At 69.0% G+C, this 22,364-nt stretch carries 22 protein-coding genes and 1 tRNA gene; 12 read left to right on the top strand and 11 right to left on the bottom strand.

The genetic code is table 11. The features are described from left to right. The first annotated feature begins 159 nt into the window (after nt 1–159). The 5 genes from HLH21_RS02030 (at nt 160) to HLH21_RS02010 (ending at nt 5,358) form a co-directional block, all read left to right on the top strand. Entirely contained in the window at nt 160–1,362 is a 1,203-nt protein-coding gene (locus tag HLH21_RS02030; RefSeq protein WP_182940558.1) for an MFS transporter, read from the top strand. Between the two features lie 122 nt (nt 1,363–1,484). Then, nucleotides 1,485–2,066 carry an LOG family protein gene (locus HLH21_RS02025; protein WP_182940557.1) on the top strand — a complete coding sequence of 194 codons (582 nt, stop codon included), beginning with the start codon at nt 1,485–1,487 and terminating at the stop codon, nt 2,064–2,066. Nucleotides 2,067–2,151: 85 nt separating this feature from the next. After that, nucleotides 2,152–2,228: transfer RNA gene (locus HLH21_RS02020), tRNA-Pro, on the top strand. 272 nt (nt 2,229–2,500) lie between these two features. Further along, complete coding sequence (locus HLH21_RS02015) at nt 2,501–4,090, top strand: tetratricopeptide repeat-containing glycosyltransferase family protein (protein ID WP_264811859.1); 1,590 nt, start codon at nt 2,501–2,503, stop codon at nt 4,088–4,090. Nucleotides 4,091–4,170: 80 nt separating this feature from the next. Then, the gene (locus HLH21_RS02010; RefSeq protein WP_246379078.1) at nt 4,171–5,358 is read left to right on the top strand and encodes a glycosyltransferase family 61 protein; all 1,188 of its coding nucleotides are present in this window, start codon (nt 4,171–4,173) and stop codon (nt 5,356–5,358) included. Nucleotides 5,359–5,603: 245 nt separating this feature from the next. On the opposite strand, the gene HLH21_RS02005 is transcribed toward HLH21_RS02010, so the two are convergent. Both HLH21_RS02005 and HLH21_RS02000 read right to left on the bottom strand, forming a co-directional pair. Next, nucleotides 5,604–7,073, bottom strand: coding sequence for a sodium:solute symporter family protein (locus HLH21_RS02005; protein ID WP_182940556.1), 1,470 nt, complete (start codon nt 7,071–7,073; stop codon nt 5,604–5,606). Then, entirely contained in the window at nt 7,070–7,249 is a 180-nt protein-coding gene (locus HLH21_RS02000; RefSeq protein WP_182940555.1) for a DUF3311 domain-containing protein, read from the bottom strand. The genes HLH21_RS02005 and HLH21_RS02000 overlap by 4 nt, the downstream gene beginning before the upstream one ends. A gap of 504 nt (nt 7,250–7,753) precedes the next feature. On the opposite strand from HLH21_RS02000, the gene ppdK reads away from it, so the two are divergent. The 4 genes from ppdK to HLH21_RS01980 all read left to right on the top strand — a co-directional run bounded on the left by ppdK (nt 7,754) and on the right by HLH21_RS01980 (nt 12,571). Further along, nucleotides 7,754–10,444 (top strand): pyruvate, phosphate dikinase, encoded by a 2,691-nt coding sequence (gene ppdK / locus HLH21_RS01995; RefSeq protein WP_182940554.1) that lies wholly within the window; start codon nt 7,754–7,756, stop codon nt 10,442–10,444. Between the two features lie 88 nt (nt 10,445–10,532). Further along, nucleotides 10,533–11,375, top strand: coding sequence for a pyruvate, water dikinase regulatory protein (locus tag HLH21_RS01990; protein ID WP_182940553.1), 843 nt, complete (start codon nt 10,533–10,535; stop codon nt 11,373–11,375). 94 nt (nt 11,376–11,469) lie between these two features. Further along, a complete protein-coding gene (locus HLH21_RS01985) occupies nt 11,470–12,108 on the top strand; it encodes a hypothetical protein (RefSeq protein WP_182940552.1) in 639 nt (212 codons plus the stop codon). 100 nt (nt 12,109–12,208) lie between these two features. Beyond that, nucleotides 12,209–12,571, top strand: a complete 363-nt coding sequence (locus HLH21_RS01980; protein ID WP_373319562.1) for a hypothetical protein — start codon at nt 12,209–12,211, stop codon at nt 12,569–12,571. A gap of 131 nt (nt 12,572–12,702) precedes the next feature. On the opposite strand, the gene hemH is transcribed toward HLH21_RS01980, so the two are convergent. From hemH to mutY, 3 genes are all read right to left on the bottom strand, one after another. Continuing rightward, nucleotides 12,703–13,740: a ferrochelatase gene (gene hemH, locus HLH21_RS01975; protein WP_182940551.1), complete on the bottom strand. Its 1,038-nt coding sequence runs from the start codon at nt 13,738–13,740 to the stop codon at nt 12,703–12,705. 98 nt (nt 13,741–13,838) lie between these two features. Further along, nucleotides 13,839–13,979 (bottom strand): hypothetical protein, encoded by a 141-nt coding sequence (locus HLH21_RS01970; protein WP_182940893.1) that lies wholly within the window; start codon nt 13,977–13,979, stop codon nt 13,839–13,841. A gap of 175 nt (nt 13,980–14,154) precedes the next feature. Next, entirely contained in the window at nt 14,155–15,240 is a 1,086-nt protein-coding gene (gene mutY / locus HLH21_RS01965; RefSeq protein ID WP_264811600.1) for an A/G-specific adenine glycosylase, read from the bottom strand. 9 nt (nt 15,241–15,249) lie between these two features. Between mutY and HLH21_RS16950 the strand changes: the two genes are divergently transcribed. Together HLH21_RS16950 and HLH21_RS01955 are read left to right on the top strand one after the other, a co-directional pair. Beyond that, complete coding sequence (locus HLH21_RS16950; protein WP_246379051.1) at nt 15,250–15,747, top strand: DUF721 domain-containing protein; 498 nt, start codon at nt 15,250–15,252, stop codon at nt 15,745–15,747. Nucleotides 15,748–15,938: 191 nt separating this feature from the next. Further along, on the top strand, nt 15,939–16,313 hold the full coding sequence (locus tag HLH21_RS01955) for a hypothetical protein (protein ID WP_182940548.1): 375 nt from the start codon (nt 15,939–15,941) through the stop codon (nt 16,311–16,313). Nucleotides 16,314–16,330: 17 nt separating this feature from the next. Here the strand turns inward: HLH21_RS01955 and HLH21_RS01950 are convergent, their stop codons facing one another. Genes HLH21_RS01950 through HLH21_RS01940 form a run of 3 tightly spaced genes read right to left on the bottom strand, consistent with a single transcriptional unit; the run spans nt 16,331 to nt 18,028 of the window. After that, nucleotides 16,331–16,972: a phosphoribosylanthranilate isomerase gene (locus HLH21_RS01950; RefSeq protein WP_182940547.1), complete on the bottom strand. Its 642-nt coding sequence runs from the start codon at nt 16,970–16,972 to the stop codon at nt 16,331–16,333. A 7-nt stretch (nt 16,973–16,979) separates the two neighbouring features. Beyond that, entirely contained in the window at nt 16,980–17,687 is a 708-nt protein-coding gene (gene pyrF / locus HLH21_RS01945) for an orotidine-5'-phosphate decarboxylase (protein ID WP_182940546.1), read from the bottom strand. Further along, nucleotides 17,684–18,028, bottom strand: a complete 345-nt coding sequence (locus tag HLH21_RS01940) for a lipopolysaccharide assembly protein LapA domain-containing protein (protein WP_182940545.1) — start codon at nt 18,026–18,028, stop codon at nt 17,684–17,686. Before HLH21_RS01940 ends, pyrF begins: the two co-directional genes overlap by 4 nt. 128 nt (nt 18,029–18,156) lie before the next feature. Here HLH21_RS01940 and HLH21_RS01935 point away from each other — a divergent pair, with 128 nt between their 5' ends. After that, nucleotides 18,157–18,447 carry a hypothetical protein gene (locus HLH21_RS01935; RefSeq protein WP_182940544.1) on the top strand — a complete coding sequence of 97 codons (291 nt, stop codon included), beginning with the start codon at nt 18,157–18,159 and terminating at the stop codon, nt 18,445–18,447. Nucleotides 18,448–18,496: 49 nt separating this feature from the next. On the opposite strand, the gene HLH21_RS01930 is transcribed toward HLH21_RS01935, so the two are convergent. The 3 genes from HLH21_RS01930 to folD all read right to left on the bottom strand — a co-directional run bounded on the left by HLH21_RS01930 (nt 18,497) and on the right by folD (nt 22,352). After that, nucleotides 18,497–20,539, bottom strand: a complete 2,043-nt coding sequence (locus HLH21_RS01930) for a M1 family metallopeptidase (protein WP_182940797.1) — start codon at nt 20,537–20,539, stop codon at nt 18,497–18,499. Between the two features lie 158 nt (nt 20,540–20,697). Beyond that, entirely contained in the window at nt 20,698–21,441 is a 744-nt protein-coding gene (locus HLH21_RS01925) for a methylenetetrahydrofolate reductase (RefSeq protein WP_182940543.1), read from the bottom strand. Next, the gene (gene folD / locus HLH21_RS01920; protein ID WP_182940542.1) at nt 21,438–22,352 is read right to left on the bottom strand and encodes a bifunctional methylenetetrahydrofolate dehydrogenase/methenyltetrahydrofolate cyclohydrolase FolD; all 915 of its coding nucleotides are present in this window, start codon (nt 22,350–22,352) and stop codon (nt 21,438–21,440) included. The genes HLH21_RS01925 and folD overlap by 4 nt, the downstream gene beginning before the upstream one ends. Nucleotides 22,353–22,364: the final 12 nt, after the last annotated feature.

Raw genomic sequence — 22,364 nt, 5'->3', positions numbered from 1 at the left:
AACGCCGCGTCCGGTTCTCGCGCGGTCGTGACGGAGCACGGGCAGGTATGGGCGACGATTCCGCAAGACAGGGGGCGGATCGGCCGTCCCGCCACCTTGGCGGCGACCCGGCCAGGGCCCTATGATGTCCGGAAAAGAGACAGGAGCCTCCCTCTCGCCATGACTTCGCCGCGGACGTCCTCGGGTTCTCCCACGCTACGTATCCTGGCGGTCGTACTGTTCAATTTGGTCTGCTACGTCGATATCGGCCTGCCGATGGCGGTCGTTCCCGTGTTCGTCCACCAGACGCTGGGCTACAATACCGTCATCGCCGGCCTGGCGGTGTCGTTGCAATATCTGGCGACGTTCGCCTCACGCGCGACCGCGGGCCGCTACGTCGACAGCCGGGGGGCCAAGCCCGCGGTCGTGATCGGCCTTGCCACCTGCACGGCGGCGGGCGTGGCGCTGATGCTGTCGGGGGCGTTTCCCCACCGGCCGGGCCTGTCGGTCCTGCTGCTGATCGCCAGCCGCATCCTGATGGGCGTGGGCGAAAGCTGGACGGCGACGGGCGCGATCCTGTGGAATATCGGCCGCGTGGGGGCCGAACGCACGGCGCAGGTCATCTCGTGGAACGGCATCACCTCGTATGGCGGGATCGCCCTGGGCGCCCCGGTGGGCGAGATGCTGTCCCACCTACCCGCCCCCTTCGGCGGCCTGCTGGGGGTCGGCCTGCTGTCGGCGGTGCTGGCCTTCGGCGGCCTGCTGGGGGCGTCGCGCTACGCCCCCGTGCCGCCGATGCCCAAGGGCGGGGCGCTGCCGTTCGGCCAGGTCTTCTGGCGGGTATTCCCCCACGGCATCGTGCTGGCGTGCGGATCGGTCGGCTTCGGCGCGATTTCGGCGTGCCTGTCGCTGTATTTTTCGGCCCGGCACTGGCAGGGGGCGGCGCTGGCCCTGACGGTGTTCGGCGTGGTGTTCGTGCTGGTGCGGCTGCTGTTTTCGCGCCAGATCGGGCGACAGGGCGGGCTGAAGGTGGCCGTCGTGTCGCTGCTGGTCGAATCGGCGGGCCTGCTGATCCTGTGGCGCAGCACGGGCGTGCTGTCGGCCGACCTGGGAGCGGCGCTGACGGGGGCCGGATTTTCGCTGGTGTTTCCAGCCCTGGGGGTCGAGGCCGTATCGCGCGTCGGACCACAGAACCGGGGCGCCGCGCTGGGGGCGTTCAGCGTGTTCCTCGATATCGGCATCGGCCTGTCCGGACCGATGCTGGGACTGATGATCCAGAGCCTGGGCTACGGCCCGATGTTTCTGGCGTCGGCCCTGTTTACCGGGGCGGGGGTCGGTGCCACTGTGCTGTTGCGGGGGCGGACCCGGCCCGGCGTCGCTTGAGGCGCGCGCCAGCCCGGGACGCCGCGCGAAGGGTGCGGCCGGACCGCCTGCCTGCTCCGCGCCAGCCGTCCGGATCGTTTCCGCCGCCCGCCCCGAAATCTCGCTCAGGAGGATGAGGATTCATGTCCGTTGCCGCCGTCGCCGTATTCTGTGGATCCCGTTTCGGAACCCGCCCCGCCTTCCTGGCCGCGGCGCGCGAAATGGGGACCGGCCTGGGCGAGGCCGGGATGCGCCTGGTCTATGGCGGGGGCGATGTCGGGCTGATGGGCGCGGTGGCGGACGCCACGCTGTTGGCCGGCGGCCAGGTTTCGGGCGTGATCCCGACCTTCCTGCAATCGCGCGAGGTGATGCATGCGGGGGTGGACGACCTGACGGTCACCGATTCGATGCACAGCCGCAAGCAATTGATGTTCGCGCGGGCCGACGCCTTCGTCGTGCTGCCCGGCGGCCTGGGCACCTTCGACGAGACGATGGAAATCGTGACCTGGCGGCAGCTGAAGCTGCATGACAAGCCGATCTTCATCGTCAACGTCGCGGGATGGGCCGATGCGATGCTGGCGATGCTGGACGCGGCCGTCCACGACGGCTTCGCCGAAACGTCGGCGCTGGCGCTGTTCGAGGTCGTGCCCGATGTCGCCACGGTGATGGCGCGCCTGACCGCGACGCCCCGCCAGCCGACGACCGAGGACGTCAGTCGCCTGTGAATCGGCGGTCGGCGGTGTGATCCGGCGAAAAGAGAGCGGGGGGCCTTGCGGAGAGCCGGGATGGGTTGTATAGCCCCCTCAAGTTCGGAGTGTAGCTCAGCCTGGTAGAGCACTGTGTTCGGGACGCAGGGGCCGGAGGTTCGAATCCTCTCACTCCGACCAGATTTTTCAAGACGTTATACACAAAAGCCGCACTGGTTCAGTTATATAACTGAACCAGTGCGGCTTTCGGCTTGATGACCCCGCCATCCGTGCCCGGATGCGACGCCATCCCGTTGCCGGGTGTCCTGCCGCCAGCGCTGATCCACCGACGCAGTTCGGTCCGAAGCCCGGCGCTGGCCTTGAAGCCATCCCTGTGGGCGCATAGGCTTCAAACCGGAATATCCCCGACATCCGGTGCGGTTCATCCCGAACCGCAGACAAGGTGCATTGCCGTGACGTCACCCCAGAACGAGGACGTGCAGGACTCGATCGTCGTCTTTCCAGGACATGATCTGCCGCACCCTCCCACCGCTGAAAAACTGACCGAGGCGTGTGCGCTTTTCTGTGGCGAAGGGAAAATCATCGAGGCGGTTCGCCTGGTTCTTACGGTCGCGTCTTCTCATCCGGATAATGTCGCTCTCCTCAAGGCCGGCGCGACCGTGATCTGGACTCACACGGGCAGATACGACATCGTGGCGACCTTGCTGCAACAGGCCGTCACCCTTGAGCCGCATGATATGCAGGCGCAACAATTTCTGGCCGATGCGCTGGTGACGCAAGGCGACCTTGCTGGCGGATGCGCGGTTTTTTCCAGGATCATGGATCTGTGGCCCCAGCAGCGCGGCGATACGACCCTGCAAATTTCCAAAACACTCCTTGCCGCCGGATATCCGCTGGAGGCGCTCAAGATTCTTGCCTCGTGGCTTGAGACGGGTGAGCTGACGGCAGGTCTTCTGAACAATATCGCGGTGGCGTTTCTGTACCTCAATCGTTCGACTGAGGCGCTGTCCTGGGCCGAAAAAGCCGTGGCGGCAGAGCCCAAACATCCAGGCCTGTCCTTTACTTACGCGATCGTGCTGCTCAAGGCCGGCCACCATCGGGAAGGCTGGGAACGCTACGCCCTGCGGGAACCTGCCACCGACGACATGGCCCGTCGTTTCACAATGTTGCCGCGCCTGCGTCACGGTGACGATGTAGCCGGCAGGAAGATCATCCTTTATCAGGAGCAGGGGCTGGGGGATACGTTGCAATTCATCCGCTTCGTTCCCTTTCTTCTTGCACGAGGGGCGGATGTCACTATCGCGGTTCCGTCAAGTCTTGCCCGTCTCATGGCGATGTCTTTCCCGTCGGCATCTGTAAGATCGTTGCAGGACTGCGGCACGGCGGAGGGGTACGAGTACGCGGTACCCATTCCGGACCTGCCGTTTATCGCGGGTGTCGCGTCTGAAAGCGACATTCCCGCGCAGATTCCCTATTTGCGGGCTGATGTCGGCGACATTGCGCGCTTTGCCGCCCGGCTTCCGCCCCGCCGTCCCCGGATTGGCATCGTATGGGCGGGGGAACGACGCGCGCAGTACGAAAACGTGACGACCGACAGGCGCCGGTCCGTTACGCTGGCCGAGATGGGCGCGGCCTTCACCCCCATCGAGGCCAGCCTGGTCAGTCTTCAGTTCGGTTCCCTGCGGCAGCAAATTACAGACTGGCACGGGCAGCCTCTGTTCGACCCGATGGGCGACGTCCATGACATGGCGGATACGGCAGCCATTATGGAAAATCTGGATCTGATTATCTCGGTCGATACCTCCCCCGCGCATATCGCCGGCGGGCTGGGGCGTCCGGTGTGGCTTATCAGCCGGCGCGATGCCTGCTGGCGCTGGGGCGACGAGGGGGAGGCGACGCCGTGGTATCCGACCATGCGTCTTTTCCGTTCGCGGGAAAGAACATGCGCTTCCGTTCTGCCGGAGGTCGGAGCCGCACTGCGTCACTGGGTCGAGGCATGGCACACGGCACATGACTCAGGGGCAACGACGCGGGCCACATAGGCCCGTTGATCCATGACCGGGGTTCGGGACACGGCCATTTTCGGAACGGGGTTTTAAGAAAATCTCAACAGTGGGTGACCATGCTGCCGTTGTGCGGCGCGGCGGGCGGCGCGCCGATCCAGCCGATGGTCCACGACACGATCATGTTCCCTGCCTTCCTGCGACACAGCCACCGGGCGGAGCGATCCGGCCCCGACCTGATCGGGATCGCCGATGTCGCGGACTCCGTCACCTGTCTGGAAATCTGTCCCGTCCAACGCGCCCGGTTCGCAGGCGGCGACGCCATGCGGGACCGCGCGACGAATCCGTTTTCGACATGGTCCAGCATGCCGGTCGCGGTGACGCTCCATCATCTGCGCGACGTGGTCTACGATGTCGACCACCGGGTGCTGCTCAAGGATGGCTGCCTGATTGCCGAGACCTGCTACCTGCAGCCGGCGGAGGCGCTGGCCCGGATCGCCGTCCATCCGGCGCGGCTGGGCCGGCTGGCGGGGCCGGGGGTGGCGATTCCGTGCAGCGACCACTGGCCGGGCAATTACTATCACTGGATGACGCACACCCTGCCGGTCATCGCGGCCGTGTCCGACCTGCTGTGGTCCGACCTGCCGACGTCCGGCCTGCCGCACGGGGGGCCGGCGCGGTTGCTGCTGCCGCCGCTGCTGCCGTGGCAACGCCGGACGCTGGACCTGCTGCGGCCCGGACGCTGCGGGATCGAACCGATCGTCCCGGGCGCGCAATATCGGGTCGACCGGGTCGCCTATTGCAATATCGTGGCCGGGGCGGCCGATTTCGCGATGTCGCGGCTGTGCGGGTCGGTCTTCCAGCGCATGGCGGCGGCCGTTCCCGCCACGCGCCGGCCGGGGGTGCGCCTGTACGTGAATCGCGGCGGAACCGGCAATCGCGCCATCCCGAACGAGGGCGCGCTGGCCGCGCGACTGCACGACATGGGCTTCCTGGCGGTACGGCCCGAAACCCTGACGCCGGAAGCACAGATCGACCTGTTCCGGGCGGCGTCAATGGTGGTGGGGCCGCTGGGCGCCGGCATGACCAATATCGGCTTCTGCCGGCCCGGAACCGTGGTGTACGACCTGGTCCCGGACCATCACGCCAATCCCTGCTTCCTGGCCATGGCCATGCACGGAAACCTGGCCTATTGGGCGGACCGCTTCCCCACCGGGGCGGACAGGCAGGACCATGTCGCCAACTGGGCGCACGGGATTGACGTCGGGCAGGTGGCGCGACGGGTCGCCGAATTGATGCCGGCCTGAATGGACCCTTCGGCGGCCCGCTTCGAGGCGGTGTCCCATAGGTACCAAAGCTATATGGGAAAAGGCAGGTCGGGCGCTGCCCGAACCCGGCAAGGGCCTCGGCCCTTGCATCCCATTCGTTTCATGAAGTCCTGGGTTTCCAAAGGGCTTGGCCCCTTTGGTGGGTCAAGGGCCGAGGCCCTTGCGGGTTCGGGCAGCGCCCGGCCTGTCTGCCGGTGCGCCGTCCCGACACTCGGCCAGACGTTTCAGGCGACGGTGGTTTCCGTGCGGCGGCCGGGGACCAGAACGGTGGCGACGGCCACCACGCCGATATTGACCACCAACGCCAGCAGACCGGTCGAAACCGCCTGGTGCAGGCCGCCCAGGGCCAGGACATGGGTGGGTTTCAACCCGTCCTGGAAGCACAGGTACGTCCCGAACACCGTCCCGATCACCCAGCCCAGCAGCATCGCGCCGGCCGAGAAACGGATCCGCGTCAGGCCCAGCACCAGCGCCGGGAAGGTCTGCAGGATCCACAACCCGCCCAGCAATTGCAGGTCGATGGCGAACTGGGCATTCAGGAACAGCACGCAGGCCAGCGCGCCCAGCTTGACGCCGAAGGCGACGATCCGGGCGGCCCCGACGTCCTGCCCCCGCCCGGTGAGGATGTTGCGGGTCACCAGGTTCGCAGCGCCGATGGCCATGACCGCGGCGGGCACCAGCGCGCCGACGGCGACGGCGGCGAAACAGAAGCCGCTGAACCAGGAAGGGAAGATGGCCAGGAACAGCAGCGGCACGACCGACGAGGAATGGGTCGTCACGATTCCCGCGGCATGCGCCATCAGGCCCAGCATCGCGATCAGGCCCAGCAGCAGCGTATAGGCCGGCAGCATGACCGCGTTCTTGCGGATCGTATCGGCCGAGCGTGCGGCCAGCACGCCGGTCAGCGTGTGCGGATACAGGAATGCCGCCAGCGCCGACGACAGCGCCAATGTCGCGTAGGGCACGGCCTGCCCGGCCATCAGCGCGTGGTTGCCCTGGGGTTTGGGCAGGTGCTGCGCGGCGGTGGCGAACATCGCGGCATATCCGCCCAGATGCACCGGAATGACGATCACGGCGGCCAGCACCGCGATATAGATCATGATGTCCTTGATGAACGCCGTCAGCGCCGGGGCGTGCAGCCCGCCCAGCCACGTATAGGCGGCCAGCGACACGAAGGCGACGATCAGCGGGATTTCGCCCGGCAGGCCCAGCGCCGCGATCACGGTGCGGATGCCGATCAGCTGCAGGGCGATATAGGGCATGACCGCGACCAGGCCGCTGCAGGCGATCGCCAGTTCCAGCGGGCGGCTGCCGAAGCGCGCGCGCACGATGTCCGCCGCCGTGGCATGCCGGCCGGCATGCGCGATCCGCCACAGGATGGGCATGACCAGGAACACGAACGGATAGACGATGATCGTATAAGGCAGCGCGAAGAAACCGAACGCCCCGGTGGCGTAGACCAGCGCGGGCACCGCGATCACGGTATAGGCGGTATAGAAATCGCCGCCGACCAGGAACCATGTGACCCAGGTGCCGAATTGCCGGCCGCCCAGGCCCCAGTCCTCGGACTTGTCGGCGCCGTGCGCGGGCCGGTGGGCACGCCACCAGCTGACGGTGCTGCCCAGAAGGATCGTGGCGGCGAAGAACAGGATGAAGACGATCAGGGCCACGGGGCCGGGCGCCTGGGCGGTCATGAACGCGCGCCCTTCTTCCAGACCAGCAGGACCAGCAGCGACGTCAGCGGCACCCAGGCCAGCTGGTACCAGTAGAAGAATGGAAACCCCAGGAACGAGGGTTCGATCCGGTCATAGAATGGAAGCCATAACAGCCCCAGGAACGGCAGCAGCAACGCCAGACGGAGCATTTTCATCCCGATGCGCCTTTTTTCTTGTTGATTAGGGCAGACGTCGCCCATTCGCGTGGGCCTGTCAACCGGACAGGCGCGGGCGTCGTTGCGCCCGGATTGCCGGATTTCCCATGCCCCGGCAGGAAAAATCGGCGGCGTGGGCGGGAAGCAGCCCCCTGCCGCGCGGGGCATCGCGTCGGCATCGAAAGAACAGGCGTCCGGAAAGATCGTTCACAATAATGACGGCCGAAGATGCCCGCCCCGTACGCCCCATCCTGGCGCACGCCGGCCATGCTTGCCACGCAGTCCACATCGGCGCCGGCCGCCGCACCCCGCCCGTACGGCCGCGCAAGCCCAAAAACAGGTCAGGACCAGACAGGTTCCGTCATAATAAAAAGATCGAAATCCGCGATCTGAACAGCTAAGAAGGCAGGGCGGCGCCCGAACAAGCAAGATCAAGAAAAGTTCGGGCCAGAGGAATGCCTACGTTTCACGCAGAAAGAATACGGGGCGCAAGGAGATACCGAGATGACAAAGTGGGTCTATGGGTTCGGAAGCGGCGCCAACGAAGGCAGCGCCGGCATGCGCGATCTGCTGGGCGGCAAGGGCGCCAACCTTGCGGAAATGGCGGCGATCGGCCTGCCCGTGCCGCCGGGCTTCACGATCACCACCGAAGTCTGCACCAGCTTCTATGACAACGGCCGGACCTATCCCGCTGAACTGAAGGCGCAGGTCGACGCGGCCCTGCACGGTATCGAGGCCACGCTGGGCCTGCGCTTCGGCGACCCGGCCGCCCCGCTTCTGGTCTCGGTCCGCTCGGGCGCGCGGGTGTCGATGCCGGGCATGATGGACACCGTCCTCAACCTGGGCCTGAACGACAGCACGGTGGAAGGGCTGGCGGCCTCGTCGGGCGATCCGCGCTTCGCCTGGGACAGCTATCGCCGCTTCATCCAGATGTACGGCTCGGTCGTGCTCGGCGTGTCGCATCACCGTTTCGAGGACCTGATCGAGGAGACCAAGCGCGCGACCGGCGTGCAGGACGATACCCGCCTGTCGGCCGAGGACTGGCAGGACGTCGTCGCGGGCTACAAGGAGATCGTGCTGCGCGAGACCGGGGCCGCGTTCCCGATGGACCCGCACGAACAGCTGTGGGGCGCGATCGGGGCGGTGTTCGGGTCGTGGATGAACCCGCGCGCCAACACCTATCGCCGCCTGCACGACATTCCGGCAAGCTGGGGCACGGCGGTCAACGTGCAGGCCATGGTGTTCGGCAACATGGGCGAGGATTGCGCCACCGGTGTGTGCTTCACCCGCGACCCGTCCACCGGCGAGAACGTCTTCTACGGCGAATACCTCATCAACGCCCAGGGCGAGGACGTGGTGGCCGGCATCCGCACCCCCCAGCCGATGTCCGAGGCCCGCGCCCGTGGCGACGAGGTGTCGATGGAAAAGGCGCTGCCCGACGCCTATCGCGAGCTGCTGGCGGTGCGCGATATCCTGGAACGCCATTACCGCGACATGCAGGACATCGAATTCACGGTCCAGGGCAACCGCCTGTACATGTTGCAGACCCGCACCGGCAAGCGCACCGCCGCCGCCGCGCTGCGGATCGCCATCAGCATGGCCGAGGAAGGGCTGATTACGCATGAGGAGGCCATCCGCCGGGTGCCCCCCTCGTCGCTGGACCAGCTGCTGCACCCCACGCTGGACCCCGACGCCCCGCGCACGCTGCTGAGCCGCGGGCTGCCGGCATCGCCGGGGGCGGCGGCAGGCGCCATCGTCTTCACGGCCGAGGACGTGGAAATCCGCGCCGCCCGGGGCGAGGACGTGATCCTGGTCCGGATCGAGACCTCGCCCGAGGACGTGCACGGCATGCATGCCGCGCGCGGCGTCCTGACAACCCGTGGCGGCATGACGTCGCACGCCGCCGTGGTGGCGCGCGGCATGGGGCGCGTCTGCGTCGCCGGCGCCGGCGGGATCCATGTGGATTATCGCGCGCGCACGCTGTCGGTCGGCGGCACCGTTCTGCACGAAGGCGAGTGGATCACGCTGGACGGCGCGACGGGCGAAGTCTTCGCCGGCCGGGTCGGGACGATCGAACCCACCCTGTCGGGCGATTTCTCGACCCTGATGGGCTGGGCCGACCGCACGCGCCGGATGAAGATCCGCGCCAACGCCGAAACGCCCGAGGACGCCGAGACCGCGCGCCATTTCGGCGCCGAGGGGATCGGCCTGTGCCGGACCGAGCACATGTTCTTCGCCCCGGACCGCATCGGCTTCGTGCGGCAGATGATTATGGCGGGCGACGACGCCGCGCGGACGCGCGCCATCGACGCGCTGCTGCCGTTCCAGCGCGAGGATTTCACGGCGCTGTTCCGCATCATGGCGGGGCTGCCGGTGACGATCCGCCTGCTGGACCCGCCGCTGCATGAATTCCTGCCGCATGGCGATGCCGAACTGGCCGAGGTCGCGGCGGCGCTGGGCGAAAGCGTCGAGGCCCTGGCGGCGCGCAAGGCGGCGCTGTCGGAATCCAACCCGATGCTGGGCCATCGCGGCTGCCGCCTGGGCCTGACCTATCCGGAACTGTACGCCATGCAGGCCCGCGCGATCATCGAGGCCGCCATCGCGGTGTCCGGCGAGAGCGGACAGCAGGTGGTGCCGGAAATCATGATCCCGCTGGTGGGCATGGAAACCGAACTGCGCCGCACCCGCGCGAATGTCGAGGCCGTGGCGGCCGGGGTGGTGGCGGCGGCCGGCGTGGTGCTGGAATACAGCATCGGCACCATGATCGAACTGCCGCGCGCAGCGCTGACGGCCGACCGGATCGCGCAGGACGCGGATTTCTTCTCGTTCGGCACCAACGACCTGACGCAGACCACGTTCGGCCTGTCGCGCGACGACGCGGGCACGTTCATGCCGTTCTATCTGGAATATGACCTGATCCCGCGCGACCCGTTCATCTCCATCGACCAGGAAGGCGTAGGCCAGCTTGTGGCGATGGGGGTCGAGAAGGGACGCCGCACGAAGCCGGGCCTGAAGCTGGGCGTGTGCGGCGAGCATGGGGGCGATCCGGCCTCGATCGCGTTCTTCGAATCGGTCGGGCTGGACTACGTGTCCTGCTCGCCGTTCCGGGTGCCGATCGCGCGCCTGGCGGCGGCGCAGGCCGCCCTGGCCCGCCAGGACGAGCAGAAGCGTCCGCTGCACGCCGATAGCCGCTGACGACAGGCCGGCCGGGCATGCGCGCACCGCGCATACCCGGCCGCGTCGATCATCTCCGCCCCCACGGGGGTTCCGGGGCCATACACGCATGCCATCGCATCATATCGTGCTGCATCTGGCCTCGGACGCGACGGGGCAGACGCTGGATTCCCTCGTTCGCGCCTCGGTGGCGCAGTTCAGCCATGCCGACGTCACCTACCATCGCTGGAACCTGCTGCGGACGCGCTCGCAATTGCGGCGCGCGCTCGAAGGGATCGCGCAGGATCCGGGGCCGGTCCTGTCGTCGGTCGTCGACCCCCGGCTGCGGCACGAGCTGACCGTCGGGTGCGGGCATATCGGCGTCCGGCTGATTAACGTGCTGGACCCGGTCACCAACATCCTGCAGGACGAGCTGGGCGAGGCCGCCATCGCCCGGCCGGGCGGCCAGTATGTGATGGACGATGCCTATTTCCGCCGCATCGACGCCATGCATTTCGTGCTGGCCCATGATGACGGGCAGGAAATGGGCGGCCTGTCGCACGCCGACGTGGTGCTGGTGGGGGTGTCGCGCGCCTCCAAGACCCCGACCTCGTTCTACCTGGCCAATTGCGGCGTCAAGGCGGCGAACGTGCCGCTGATCCCCAACCTGCCGCTGCCGGACGAGCTGGAGCATCTGTCCCGGCCGGTGGTCGGGCTGACCATAGATCCCGACGTGCTGATCGGTATCCGGCGGCACAGGCTGGATGTGATGGCCGACCGGCGGATGGACCTGGTGATGCGTAACAACCCTTATGTCGACCCCGAGCAGGTCGAGGAGGAAGTCCGCTGGGCGCGGCGCGTGTGCGCCCGGCACGGCTGGCCCCTGGTGGATGTCAGCCAGCGTTCGATCGAGGAAACCTCGGCCGCCGTCATGGAAGTGATCGCCCAGTGGGAAGAGCGTCACCGGTCCTGACCCCCCGGGGCCGCGTTACATATCGATACCGGCGCAACCTGAATCGGCCCACATGACCACCTATATGAAGGGGCATGGAAAGGGAGGTCCGGTCATGCGGCGATTTCTGGTTCTGGGGGCGGCAGCCCTGATGCTCGGGACGACGGCCGGAGGGCAGATCGCCTGGGCGCAACATGGCGGCGGCGGTCATGGGGGCGGTGGCGGTGGCTGGCACGGCGGTGGGGGCGGTGGCGGCTGGCACGGTGGCGGCGGTGGCTGGCATGGTGGTGGCGGCGGCGGCTGGCACGGCGGTGGCGGCTGGCATGGCGGCGGCGGTGGCTGGGGATGGCGCGGGGGTGGCTGGCGCGGCGGCGGCTGGGGCTACCGGCCCTATTATGGCGGCTGGGGATGGGGCGGCTATCCGTATTACGGCGGCTATTATGGCGGCTGGGGCTGGCCGCTGGCATTCGGCGCGGTTCTGGGCGTGGCGGCCGGCGCGGCGGCGTCCTCGTACGGGTCGTACGATGGCGGGTATGACGATGGATATGACGGCAGCGCGGGATACCCGCCCGGCTATTACCCCTATTCCCCCGGCACGGCGGCCCCCGGCGCCTACCCGCAGCAGCCCTATCAGCCGTATCAGCAGCCCTACAGCGTCGCGCCGCCGCAGGGTGCGCCGATGCAGTCGCCCGTCGTCACCTGCAGCAAGGGGCTGGTCTTCAACCGCCTGACCGAAAGTTGCGACCGGCCGTGACACGCCACAGCCATGACATATTATGTTACATGATGCCTGTCCGAGGCACGGGACGGGCGGTTCCGTCCCGATGTCCGGCAATCGAAATTGGATACGAGAGATGATGAGTTTGCGGAAATGCGTCGCGCCCGTTCTGATGGCCGCCGGCCTGCTGGCGGCGGGCGTTGCGACCGACGCGCGGGCCGAACCCGGCGGCTGCCTGAAATATGGCGCGGTCGGCGCGGTCGGTGGGCATCTGGCCCATCATGGCGTCCTCGGGGCCGCCGGGGGGTGTGTCGCCGGCATGTATACCCGCCACGAATATCGCAAGGGCCTGCGCGAGAAGGCCGCGCTGTATGACAAGGAACATCCCGCCGACCCGCATATGAGCCTGGCGGAACGTTACCGGAACCGCAAGACGGACGAGCAGAAGGCCACGCTGTATGACGCCGAGCATCCGCCGGCTCCGCCGCCGGGGCATTGAGGCGCCGCGTCGGCCAAGCATCAGGGCGCTGCCCTGAACCCGCCAAAGGGCATTGCCCTTTGGGAACCCAGTCCTTGATCGGGGTCCAGGGCCTCAGGCCCTGGTGGGTTCGGGCAACGCCCGATTTTTCTTCAGGCGGGCTCCAGCCAGCCCGCCAGTTCCCGCCTTGCCAGGGCTTCCAGCAGGTCGATCGCGGCCGGGGCCGCGTTCAGGCAGGGGATCAGCGCGAAATCGGTCCCGCCGGCGGCGATGAATCCGGCGCGGACCTCGTTGCCGATCTCGTCCAGCGTTTCGATGCAATCGGCCATGAAGCCCGGCATGATGACCGCGACACGGGTGATGCCCTGCGCGGGCAAGGCGTGCACCAGCGGCGCGGTATAGGGTTCCAGCCAGCGCGCGGGGCCGAAGCGCGACTGGTAGGTCAGGGGCATGGTCGCCTCGTCCATGTCCAGCGCCCGGCGCAGGGCGACGATCGTGCGTTCGCAATCCTGGGGATAATGATCGCCCCGGGCGACGTAATCGCGGGGCAGCCCGTGGAACGAGGCCACGATCCGCTGCGGCGCGAACGGCAGGTTCGCCAGCGTCTCGCGCACCGATCGGGCCAGGGCGTCGATATACAGCGGATGGTCGGGGAACGGCGGTACGGTCCGGATGGCCGGCTGGTTACGCAGCCGCATCAGCGCGCGAAAGGCCTGGTCGTTGGCGGTGGCCGTCGTGGTGGCGCTGTACTGGGGATAGAGCGGCAGCAGCAGGATCCGGTCGCAGCCACGGCGCAGCAGCCGGTCGAGCCCCGACAGGACCGCCGGCTTGCCGTACCGCATGGCCCATTCCACCGCCACGCCGTCGGCGGCCAGCCGTTCGGCCAGCCCCTCGGCCTGCGCGCGGGTGTGGGTACGCAACGGGCTTTCGTCGCGTTCGGCATGCCAGATGCGGCGATAGGCGGCCCCCGTCCTGCGCGGGCGCAGGGTCAGGATGGGGCCTTGCAGGATGGGTTGCCAGATGGCGGGGCTGGCTTCGATGATGCGACGGTCGGACAGGAATTCCGACAGATAGCGCCGGATGGCCTGATAACCGGTTCCGTCCGGGGTCCCCAGATTGGTCAGCAGAACGCCGATGCGCGCTGGGCCGGGCGTCGCGGGCGCGTCGGGACGGATGGTCAGGAAGGTCATCAGGTCATTCTGCTACAGGATGGCGCGCGTCCTGGCAAAACACCCGCATCCCGACCCCTGCCCCGGCGACGGAGGGGACGGCTGAGACCTGCGCCGCGTCAGCGACGGTCGCGCACCCGCACGGGCACCGCACGAGGTGCGGGCTGGGCGCGCCACGCCTGGATCGCGGCACAGCCCATCAGCACGGACACGCACAGCAGCGGCAGGGATGACGACAGAAAGGCGGAAATGGCGGTCATCGTGCTCTCCATCCCGATCGGGGCGGTCCCCGAAGGCTTGCGCGGCGGAACGGGACCACGAAATCGGTCGTCCGGGCCGCACATTCCAGTGAACCGTGCCGGTTTACGCCCCGTCAACGAAAAAATGACGGGAACCTGTGGCGTATCCCCGACATGGGAACGGCGCGGCGATTCGTCAAGTTTCGCCAGGGTCCGCCCGGCCGGCGAGTTGCAGGCATTTACGCATCAGCGACGGCAGGGCCAGCCCGTCCAGCTCGTGTTCGCCGCAGACCAGTCCACCCTGTTCGGCGATGCTGTTGGGGAAGCGGTCGACGCGCGCCGCGTACACATCCACATGCAAGGTGAAATGGGTGAAGACATGCGTCACCCGCCCCATGGACCGCCATGGCGACAGCCCCCGCCTGGGGGCCAGCGGGACATGAGAGAAAGCCTCGGTCATGGTCCACGCCTCGGCCCGCCAGGCGGTGCCGGGCAGTTCCAGCATGCCGCCCAGCAGGCCCCGCTCCGGCCGGCGGCGCAGCAGGACGTTTCCCGCGGCGTCGGCCAGATGGAAATGCGCCCCGTGGCGGACCGGCCTGGCGGCCTTCGGCGCCTTGGCCGGCAGGCTGGCGGCGATGCCCAGCCGCGCCCCGGCGCAGGCCCCCTGCCACGGGCAGAGCGCGCAGGCCGGAGATTTCGGGGTGCAGATCCCCGCCCCCAGATCGAACAGCGCCTGGGCGAAGTCGGACGGCCGGGCACGGGCCTCGGCCGCGTCGCCCAATGTCGCGGCCCGCAGGGCCACGGCCTTGCGCGCGGCGGGCAGCGGGTCGGTCAGGGCGAACAGGCGGGTGGTCACGCGCTCCACATTGCCGTCGACCGGCACGACCGGATGGCCGAAGGCGATGGCGGCGATGGCGGCCGCGGTATAGGGACCGACTCCCGGCAGGGCCAGCAGTCCCGCCATGTCGCGGGGAAAACCGCCGGCACGGTCCACCGCCTGGGCGCAGGCGTGCAGGTTGCGCGCCCGCGCGTAATAGCCCAGGCCCGCCCACGCGGCCATGACGTCGTCCTGCCGGGCGCGCGCCAGGTCGGCCACCGTGGGAAACCTGTCGAGAAAACGATGGAAATATGGGATGACGGCCGCCACGGTCGTCTGCTGCAGCATGATCTCGCTGAGCCAGACGTGATAGGGGTCGGCAGCCTGGCCGGGCAGGGCCCGCCAGGGCAGCGTCCGCCGGTGGCGGTCGTACCAGCGCAGCAGATCGACGGGTAAGGGAGGCACGGTCCGCTTATGACGAAGGAACCGACGAACGGCAAGCGCGCACGCCCCGCCGCCCCGCCGCCCGAGCCCGCGCGCGCCTGGTCGATGCGCAGCCTGGGCGCGCTGATCCCCAACGTCGCCCGCCCCGCCTTCCGCAAGCAATCGCCGGCGGCGGTGCAGATCATCGCGGACTGGGCCGACATCGTGGGGCCCGAGCTTGCGCGCGCCACCGTGCCGCGCCGCCTGTCGGCCGGGGTGCTGACCCTGGGTTGCGCCGGGCCGGTGGCGATGGAATTGCAGCATCTGGCGCCTGCCCTGATCGGACGGATCAACCGGGCCTGCGGCCATGACGCCGTGCGGTCGCTGAAGCTGGTCCAGGACCTGGTGCCCCGCCCCGCGGCCGCAGCCCCGCCCCCACGGCAGGCCCCGCCGCCGCCGGTGGCCATTCCCGACATGCCCGAGGGGCCGCTGAAGGACGCGCTGGCGGCGCTGGGCGCGCGGGTGCGCGAGCGCGCCGGCCGGCGGTGACGAAACGTCGGCGCGGGGAAACATGACGATCGGCCCCTGCCACAAAAAGGCCGGGATCGCGGCGCTTCCTGCGCCCGGTAGTGACGGGGCGTGGATGGCATAATCCCGCGAATGTGCGCGGCGGACGGGTTTCCCGGACCGTCCGTCCCGCCGAAGACAAGAACGGTTTCTTGCTGAAAGGGAGCATTCCGATGCGCAAGATGGCTTTCCTGCTGGCCCTGTCGCTGGGCGTCGCCGGCACGCTGTCATCGACATCCGCCATGGCATGGGGCGGACGTGGCGGTTGGGGCGGTGGCGGCGGATGGCGCGGCGGCGGTGGCTGGGGCTGGCATGGCGGCGGATGGCGTGGCGGCTGGCGCGGTCCCGGCTGGGGCTGGGGCGGCTTCGGCGTCGGCATGCTGGCCGGGGCGGCGGCCGGCGCGGTGGTGGCGGCGCCGTATTATGGCGGATATCGCTACCGCTATCCGGCCTACGCCTATCCCGCGTATCCGGCGTATCCCGCTTATCCGGCCTATCCGTATCCGGTGTATGGCGCCCCTTATCCGGGCTATTATCCGGGCTGGTAAGAAAGGAAGGTCGGGCGCTACCCGAACCCGGCCTGTCGGGCCGCGCGGATAAACCGTGCGACCAGCGCCGGGTCCTTGCGGCCCGGCGCGCTTTCCACGCCCGACGACACGTCCACCGCGGTCGCACCACCCTGGGCGATGGCGTCGGCCACATTATCGGGGGTCAGCCCCCCGGCCAGGATCCAGGGCGCGGGCGCGACCCAGCCCCGCGTGATCGTCCAGTCGATGGCGTGGGCATTGCCGCCCGGCCGGTCCGAACCCGCGGGCGGGCGGGATTCGATCACCAGCCCGTCCAGGGCCGTTTCCGCCGGCAGGTCCCCTGGCGTCGCCACCCCATGGGCGTGCCAGACCGGCAGGCCGAACCGGTCGCGGATGGCGCGCGCGCGGGCCTGCGGGGCGTAGACCTGCAACCCGTCCAGTTCGGTCGCGTCCAGCACGGCGGCAATGGCGTCGTCGTCCGGCGCCACGAACAGGCCGATGCGCCGGGGGCCGCCCGCCGGCAGGCGCGCGATCAAGGCCGCCGCCTGCGCCGGCGTGACATGCCGGGGCGAACGCGCGAAGAACACGAACCCGACCCAATCCGCGCCATGCGTCACAGCGGCGTCCAGCCCGGCCGGTTCGGTCAGGCCGCAGATCTTGACGCCGATGGGCCGCTCCATCGGGCGGTCAGCCGGCAAGCTCCGCCGCGATGGCGGCGGCGGCGGCGGCCGGGTCGGCGGCGGTGGTGATCGGGCGGCCGACGACGATCCAGTCGGCCCCGGCGCGGCGGGCCTCGGCGGGGGTCATGATCCGCTTCTGGTCGCCGGCGGCGGCCCCTGCGGGCCGGATGCCCGGCACCACCAGCACCGGCCGGTCGCCCAGCCGGTCGCGCAGCGGCGCGATTTCGTGCGACGAGCAGACCAGCCCGTCGGCCCCGGCCGCCATCGCCAGCGCCCCCAGCCGCACCACCTGCCCGCGCGGGGTGTCGGACACTCCGGTTTCGCGCAATGCCTCGGCGTCCATGCTGGTCAGCACCGTGACCGCCAGCAGGATCGGCCGCGCGTCCACGGGAAAGGCGTCATCCACCGCCGCCCGCGCCGCCGCGATCATCGCATGCCCGCCGGCGGCATGGATCGTCAGCATCGCAGGCCGCATCGCCGCCAGGCTGCCGATGGCCGAGGCGACGGTGTTGGGAATGTCGTGCAGCTTCAGGTCCAGGAACAGCGGCCGGTCGCCCGCGACGTCCCGCACCGCGTCCAGCCCGCGCGCATAGGTGAATTCCAGCCCCAGCTTCACGGCGTCGGTGCTGGCCGCCGTCTGCGCGCGCCAGGCGCGGGCCTGCGCGGTATCCTTGGTGTCCAGCGCCACGATCAGGCGCGTGCGCCGCGCGGTCATCGCGGCAGCACCTCGCGATAGGGCGCCGCCGGGGGGGCGGGCGGCGGGACGGCGGGGGGATTGAAGGTTTCGGCCTGCTGGCGGCGCAGTTCGGCGATCTGCTCCTCAAGCGTGCGGATCTGCTGTTCGGCGCGGCGGGCGCGGCCGCGCTGGCGCAGTTCGGCGAACCACAGCGACAGCGCGCCCAGTGCGAAGAAGAACGCCGCGACGATCAGGGTCAGCACGCCGACCGACGATTTCCAGCCCCAGTCCAGGAACCACATCTGGATCGAGTCCTGGTTGCCGGCGCTGAACACGATCAGCGCCAGCAGGAAGGGGATGGTGATGAGAAGACGCAACATGCCTTGCCTCCTACAGTTCCGCATGGCCGGCGGCAAGAAAATCGGCCCCGCGCGTCCGGCGCAGATGGGTCTTGATTCCCGATGGACCGGCGTGGTCTCGTGACAGCAGCCCGAGGCGGAGTTTGCTCTTGAGTGAAATCATCGCGTTTCGCGGTACCGCGCGCAAGGACGACACGCTGTGGGCGGTCATCGCCTCCGCCGGCCGGACCATGCGGATCGCCGATGTCTATCCCGCCCGCGCCGCCGCGATGGCCGACCGGGACTGGCGCGAACAGCAGGTCCGGGCGTACGCGCAGTTCCTGCGCCAGACCCGCCAGCCCGCGCCACGCTACAGCGTCGCCCCCATCCGCCGCGCCGACCTGCCCCGGGCGTGGCGGCCACTGCCGGCGCTGGGCTTCCTGCGGGGGCAGTTCATCTAGCCCGCCAGGGGTCCGAGGGGCTCTGTCCCCCGGCCCCCTGCGCCCTGCTTCAGTGTCCCGTCGCGGGCGGCGGCGGCGGAGCCGCCAGGGTCAGCACATTGTCCGTCCGGTTCAGGTCGGGGATGTCGTGGTCCGGGTCCAGCGTCACCGTCTGCGGCGTGCGGGTGGTGGGGATGGTCAGTTCGATCTCGTTGCGTAGCTGCCAGGTCTCGGTCGGGATGACCAGGCGCGAGGTGGTGCCGTCGGTGTAGGTCAGCATCAGCGTCACCGGCAGGGGCAGCCAGCCCTTGTTGTCGACGGTGACCAGAACGCCGCGCGCCGCGCCGTCGCCGGTCGTCGTCGCGGATTTCACCGCATAGTCCGGGCCCCAGTTGTTGAAATACCAGCCGCGCCAGAACCACGACAGGTCCTCGCCGCCCTCGCTGCTCATCAGGCGGAAGAAGTCGGACGGCGTGGGGTGGCGATAGGCCCACAGCGCGATATAGCGGCGAAAGGCGCGGTCGAAGCGTTCCGGCCCCAGGATCTGCTCGCGCAGCAGCATCAGGCCATAGGCGCCCTTGAAGTAGGTCACAGGGTGGCGATAGCGTTCCGGCACCAGGTCGGACGGCGTCATCAGCCGGGGCGCGGCCGGGTCGCGCAGGACCGACAGGATGTCTTCCGCCGGCTTGCCGGTGGCGGGGGCGAATTCCGCATCGCGCTTGGGCGCGAATTCGCCATTGTTGAAATGCTGGGACGCATAGGCGTCGATGAAGGTGTTGAAGCCTTCGTCCATGAAGGCGTTGCGACGTTCGTTGGAGCCCACGATCATCGGGAACCAGGCATGCCCCAGCTCATGCGTCGTGATCCAGAACAGCTCGGGGTCCTTGTCATGCATCCCGTCGAAGACGATGCCAGGATATTCCATCCCCGCGCCGTGGCCGCCCAGATTGATCGCGTTGGGCCACGGATACGGGTACCATTGGCGCGAGAAATACTCGATCGCGTGCTTCACATAGGCGGTGGAGCGGTCCCACTGGTGCGGGCCCGCGCCCTCGACCAGATAGGCCGACATCGCCAGGCGCGGCGTCGCGGGGCGTCCACCCTCCCCGGCCAGGGGCGGCAGGTCCAGCCGCGCCGCGTCCCACAGGAACGCCGGCGACGCGGCGAAGGCGACGTCGCGCGTGTTGTTCATGCGGAAACGCCAGGTCCTGGTCCCGCTCTGCGCCAGATGGCTCTTGGGGTCGGCGATGTCGGCCTCGGTGCGGATCATCACCCGTTCGTCGCTCTTCGCCGCCTGGGCCAGGCGGTCGCGCTCGGTCTGGGTCAGGACCTCGGCCGGGTTCACCAGCGCGCCCGAGCCCACCACGGTGAAATTCCACGGCACGGTGATGCTGTAGTCGATGTCGCCATAATCCAGGAAGAATTCCTGGCCCAGGTACGGCGCGGTATCCCAGCCGCGCACGTCGTCATAGACGGCCATGCGCGGATACCATTGCGCGACCTCGTAGACATCGCCGTTGCGGCTGGGGGTGACGGCGGTGCGGCCGCCCCATTCGCCGGGGATCGTGTAGTGCCAGACGATCTTCACCCGGATCTTGCCGCCCTTGCCGTCCAGCGGGGTCGGCAGGGGCAGTTGCATCCGCGTGTCCGAGATCACGGGCGTCACCGCGACGCTCCTGCCGTCCTGTTCGACCGACACGCTCTCGATCGCCTCGCCGTCCGTATGGTTGGCGTGGCGCTGGGGGTTGGCGAACCCGCCGCGCGACCCGTCGCGATAGATGTTCTGGTCCAGCTGGACCCACAACACGTCCAGCGCGTCGGGGCTGTTGTTGACATAGGTGATCGTCTCGGACCCCGACAGCAGGCGGTTGGCAGGGTCGATGGCCGCCTTGATCTCGTAATCCGCATTGTTCTGCCAATAGGCGGGGCCGGGCACGCCCGCGCCCGACCGGTAGGGCCCGGACCCCTGCGGATAGGCCAGCGGGGCGAAGATCCGCGCCGGGTCGGGCGGCGGCAAGGCAGGCAGCGCCGGGGCGGATGCCGTGTCGGGGGCCGCATCGGCAGCCCCGGCGGGCGCGCCTCCCGCGCCGCAGGCCAGTATCGCGGCCAGCATCGCCCCGCCGGTCCGAAGGAGACGGCCGGCGGCGGGGCGGCGCGGATGCGGGCGGGAGTTCGGCAAGATCATGACCTTTCCGGAGGAGTCGGAGAACCGACGCTAACGGAATTGCCCGGCGGACGTAACCCACCCAAAGGGGGCCAAGGCCCTTGCCTTCAGGCGATTCCGTCGTGGATCGGGGCGAGATAGCGCGACAGTTTCACGCGCAGCGGCATCAGGTAGACATGCCCGCCCTGGGCGCGGACGGTGCGGATCGCATCGCAGGCGAAGGCGACATTGGCCTCGATCGTGGGGGCGAAATCGCGGGGGAAGACCACGTGATTGGTCGTTTCCCAATACGAGCGCGATTTCGGGCCGATGACCGGCGACAGGCCCCAGAAGACGGTCTCGCCCGCCAGCCAGCCCATGCAGACATCCAGCGTCCGGCGGTCGAACACCGGCTGGGTGAAGAAACCCATGGCCCCGGCGTCCTTCTTGCGCGCCACGGCCTCCAGCTCGCGGTACGGGGCGCGACGATAGGGGTCGAAGGCCGCGTAGACCGTCAGGTGCGGGGCCTCGCGCCGATAGCGGCGGATGACGCTCTCGCTGGAATTGGGGAAGGTACGGCGGCTGATGTCGGCGGGCGGATCGCCGCGCACCACCAGGACCTCGCGCAGATCGTCCTGCTCCAGGCCGGGCAGCGGGCCGTCGGGGTCGATGTCGATGGCGCGGACATGCGGCACCACGCGCGGCATCAGCGGATGCAGCAGCGGCACCGTGTCCCAGCTCCGCAGCGGAAAGCGCATCAGGTCCGGGACGTTGAGGGTGTCGGCGACGGGAAAGCAGTCCCGGACCTCGGCCGCGTCGCGCAGCAGCGCCTCCGCGTCGCGGGGGATCAGTTCGACCGAGATCCGCGTCATGCGCCGCCCACGATCCGCCGCGCGGCGGCCAGCGTGTTGTTCAGCAGGCAGGCGATCGTCATCGGGCCGACGCCGCCGGGCACCGGGGTGATGCGGCCGGCGCGGGTCACGGCCTCGTCGAACGCCACGTCGCCGACCAGGCGCGTCTTGCCGTTGGGCAGGGACACGCGGGTGATGCCGACGTCGATGATCGTGGCGCCGGGCTTGATCCAGTCGCCGCGCACCAGGCCCCGGCACCCCGTCGCCACCACCAGGATATCCGCCTGCCGCGCCAGGGCCGCGGGGTCGCGGGTGTCGATATGTGCGATGGTGACGGTGCAGCCTTCGCGCAGCAGCAATTGCGCCATCGGCCGGCCGACCAGGTTGGACGCGCCGATGACCATCGCATGCAGCCCGCGCAGGTCGCCCAGTTCGGATTTCAGCAGCATCAGGCAGCCCAGCGGCGTGCAGGGCACGATCCCCGGCTGCCCCAGCGCCAGGCGCCCGGCATTGACCTCGCCCAGCCCGTCGACGTCCTTGTCCGGGTGGATCGCGTTGGTCACCGCCACCGGGTCCAGCCCTGCGGGCAGCGGCAGCTGCACCAGGATGCCATGGATTTCAGGATCGGCGTTCAGCCGCACGATCAGCGCCTGCAACTCGGCCTGCGACGTGGTGGCCGGCAGCATGTGCATGAACGAGCGCATGCCCGCGCGATGGGTCTGCAACGCCTTGTTGCGGACATAGACTTCGCTGGCCGGGTCGTTGCCCACCAGCACCACCGCCAGGCCCGGCGTCACGCGATGGCGGTCGTGGAACGAACGGACGTCTTCCGCGATCGTCCGGGTGAGGTTCGCCGCGAACGCCTTGCCGTCGATCAGGCGCGCGGACGGATTGCGGACGGGCGCGGTTTCGGCGAAAGCTGGGTCGGTCATGAACGCTCCGGA

Origin of the sequence: Gluconacetobacter johannae, assembly GCF_014174305.1 — a bacterium.
Lineage (GTDB): Bacteria > Pseudomonadota > Alphaproteobacteria > Acetobacterales > Acetobacteraceae > Gluconacetobacter > Gluconacetobacter johannae.
This window is presented reverse-complemented; position numbering and strand designations above follow the sequence as displayed.

Excerpts from the sequence above, each read along its gene's own strand:
- HLH21_RS02000 (WP_182940555.1), bottom strand. The coding sequence starts at position 7,249 with ATGAAAATGCTCCGTCTGGCGTTGCTGCTGCCGTTCCTGGGGCTGTTA.
- HLH21_RS01925 (WP_182940543.1), bottom strand. The coding sequence starts at position 21,441 with ATGACGCGGATCTCGGTCGAACTGATCCCCCGCGACGCGGAGGCGCTG.
- folD (WP_182940542.1), bottom strand. The coding sequence starts at position 22,352 with ATGACCGACCCAGCTTTCGCCGAAACCGCGCCCGTCCGCAATCCGTCC.
- HLH21_RS01990 (WP_182940553.1), top strand. The coding sequence starts at position 10,533 with ATGCCATCGCATCATATCGTGCTGCATCTGGCCTCGGACGCGACGGGG.
- pyrF (WP_182940546.1), bottom strand. The coding sequence starts at position 17,687 with ATGACCGCGCGGCGCACGCGCCTGATCGTGGCGCTGGACACCAAGGAT.
- HLH21_RS02025 (WP_182940557.1), top strand. The coding sequence starts at position 1,485 with ATGTCCGTTGCCGCCGTCGCCGTATTCTGTGGATCCCGTTTCGGAACC.
- HLH21_RS01930 (WP_182940797.1), bottom strand. The coding sequence starts at position 20,539 with ATGCTGGCCGCGATACTGGCCTGCGGCGCGGGAGGCGCGCCCGCCGGG.
- HLH21_RS02030 (WP_182940558.1), top strand. The coding sequence starts at position 160 with ATGACTTCGCCGCGGACGTCCTCGGGTTCTCCCACGCTACGTATCCTG.
- HLH21_RS16950 (WP_246379051.1), top strand. The coding sequence starts at position 15,250 with ATGACGAAGGAACCGACGAACGGCAAGCGCGCACGCCCCGCCGCCCCG.
- HLH21_RS01970 (WP_182940893.1), bottom strand. The coding sequence starts at position 13,979 with ATGACCGCCATTTCCGCCTTTCTGTCGTCATCCCTGCCGCTGCTGTGC.
- HLH21_RS01950 (WP_182940547.1), bottom strand. The coding sequence starts at position 16,972 with ATGGAGCGGCCCATCGGCGTCAAGATCTGCGGCCTGACCGAACCGGCC.
- ppdK (WP_182940554.1), top strand. The coding sequence starts at position 7,754 with ATGACAAAGTGGGTCTATGGGTTCGGAAGCGGCGCCAACGAAGGCAGC.
- HLH21_RS01940 (WP_182940545.1), bottom strand. The coding sequence starts at position 18,028 with ATGTTGCGTCTTCTCATCACCATCCCCTTCCTGCTGGCGCTGATCGTG.
- HLH21_RS01955 (WP_182940548.1), top strand. The coding sequence starts at position 15,939 with ATGCGCAAGATGGCTTTCCTGCTGGCCCTGTCGCTGGGCGTCGCCGGC.
- HLH21_RS02010 (WP_246379078.1), top strand. The coding sequence starts at position 4,171 with ATGCTGCCGTTGTGCGGCGCGGCGGGCGGCGCGCCGATCCAGCCGATG.
- HLH21_RS01985 (WP_182940552.1), top strand. The coding sequence starts at position 11,470 with ATGCGGCGATTTCTGGTTCTGGGGGCGGCAGCCCTGATGCTCGGGACG.
- HLH21_RS02005 (WP_182940556.1), bottom strand. The coding sequence starts at position 7,073 with ATGACCGCCCAGGCGCCCGGCCCCGTGGCCCTGATCGTCTTCATCCTG.
- hemH (WP_182940551.1), bottom strand. The coding sequence starts at position 13,740 with ATGACCTTCCTGACCATCCGTCCCGACGCGCCCGCGACGCCCGGCCCA.
- HLH21_RS01980 (WP_373319562.1), top strand. The coding sequence starts at position 12,209 with ATGATGAGTTTGCGGAAATGCGTCGCGCCCGTTCTGATGGCCGCCGGC.